The organism is Mycobacterium sp. UM_Kg27, from assembly GCF_000972905.1.
Lineage (GTDB): Bacteria > Actinomycetota > Actinomycetes > Mycobacteriales > Mycobacteriaceae > Mycobacterium.
The window spans coordinates 1-1654 of sequence record NZ_JRMM01000266.1 but is presented as its reverse complement, the minus strand read 5'-3'; the positions used below and the strand labels follow the sequence as shown (position 1 = coordinate 1654).

At 69.5% G+C, this 1654-nt stretch carries 2 protein-coding genes; both read left to right on the top strand.

Annotated elements, in window-relative coordinates; translation table 11 throughout:
• Positions 1-700: sugar phosphate isomerase/epimerase (locus LI94_RS21125; protein WP_046302467.1), on the top strand; the 700-nt coding region annotated here is incomplete at its 5' end.
• Between the two features lie 65 nt (positions 701-765).
• The gene (locus LI94_RS21120) at positions 766-1566 is read left to right on the top strand and encodes a thioesterase family protein (protein ID WP_036458865.1); all 801 of its coding nucleotides are present in this window, start codon (positions 766-768) and stop codon (positions 1564-1566) included.
• Positions 1567-1654: the final 88 nt, after the last annotated feature.

The following is a 1654-nucleotide window of genomic DNA, read 5'->3' as shown; positions in this document are numbered from 1 at the left end:
AGATGTGTATAAGAGACAGCGCAAGTACCGGGTGCCGGTGCTGTCGGTGCACGCACCGTGCCTGTTGATCTCGCAACGGGTGTGGGGCTCCAACCCGATCTCCAAACTGGAGCGCAGCGTCCGGGCCGCGGAGCAGCTCGAGGCCCAGACCGTGGTGGTGCATCCGCCGTTTCGCTGGCAGCGACGCTATGCCGAGGGCTTCAGCGATCAAGTCGCCGAATTGGAATCCGCCAGCGATGTGGCGGTAGCGGTGGAGAACATGTTCCCGTTCCGCGCCGACCGGTTCTTCGGCGCCGATCAGTCCCGCGAGCGGATGCGTCGCCGCGGAGGCGGCCCGGGAGCGGGGATTTCGGCGTTCGCACCGTCCCACGACCCACTCGACGGCAACCACGCGCACTACACGTTGGACCTGTCGCATACCGCGACCGCCGGCGCCGACGGGTTGGAGATGGCCCGCCGGATGGGCTCGGGGCTGACGCACCTGCACCTGTGTGACGGCACCGGGCTGCCGGCCGATGAGCATCTGGTGCCCGGACGCGGTGACCAGCCCACCGCCGAGGTGTGTCAGCTGCTGGCCTCCAGCGACTTCACCGGTCACGTGGTGCTGGAAGTGACCACCTCGCAGGCGCGCTCGCCGCACGAGCGTGAGGCGCTGCTGACCGAATCGCTGCAGTTCGCCCGAACGCATCTGCTGCGCTGATCGCCCGATCGCTGAGTTACAAGGAGCCACGCGTGACTTCATCATCCACGCTGTTCACCGATGCCATGCGCCTGGTGCGCATCGACGGTCATGACCACAGCGATGATGTCGCGTCGTTTACCGGCGAGCTCAACGAGCATTGGACCATCGGCCCGAAGGTGCACGGTGGCGCGATGCTGGCGCTGTGCGCCAATGCCGCCCGCACCGCCCACGGCGGGGCCCTGCAGCCGGTCGCGGTGTCGGCCAGCTATCTGTGGGCACCGGACCCCGGCCCGATGCAGCTGGTGACCACGATCCGCAAGCGTGGACGCCGGGTCAGCCTCGTCGATGTCGAACTCAACCAGGGCGAGCGCACCGCGGTGCGCGCCGCCATCACGCTCAGTGAGCCCGAGCACCAGGCGCCGCCACTGCTGTCGTTCAACCCGGTGGTGCCGTTGATGACGCCGGAACCTCCGCCCGGCTTGGAGCCGATCGGTCCGGGGCACCCGATGGAACACATCGTGCACCTGGCGCACGGCTGCGATATCCGGCCGGCACTGACCACGCTGGGCCCCCGCTCGGACGGCGGGCCGCCGGTGATCGAGATGTGGGTACGGCCCAAGGATGCCGTGCCTGACGTGCTCTTCGCGCTGCTGTGCGGCGATGTGTCGGCTCCGGTGACCTACGCCGTCAACCGCAACGGCTGGGCGCCCACCGTGCAACTCACCGCCTACTTGCGGGCCATCCCGGCCGACGGCTGGCTGCGGGTGATCTGCAGCTGCGTGCAGATCGGCCAGGACTGGTTCGACGAGGACCACACCGTCGTCGACTGCGAGGGCCGCATCGTGGTGCAGACGCGCCAGTTGGCGATGGTGCCGGCCCGGTAGCGGGCGACCCGCCGCGCCCGGCTCCGCCGCGCTTGCGGTCGCCCGGTGTTGATGCGGGCGACCCGCCGCGCCCGGCTCCGCCGCGCTT

What these genes read in the sequence shown, in the direction of transcription:
- LI94_RS21120 (WP_036458865.1), top strand. Translation starts at nt 766, where the DNA reads ATGCGCCTGGTGCGCATCGACGGTCATGACCACAGCGATGATGTCGCG.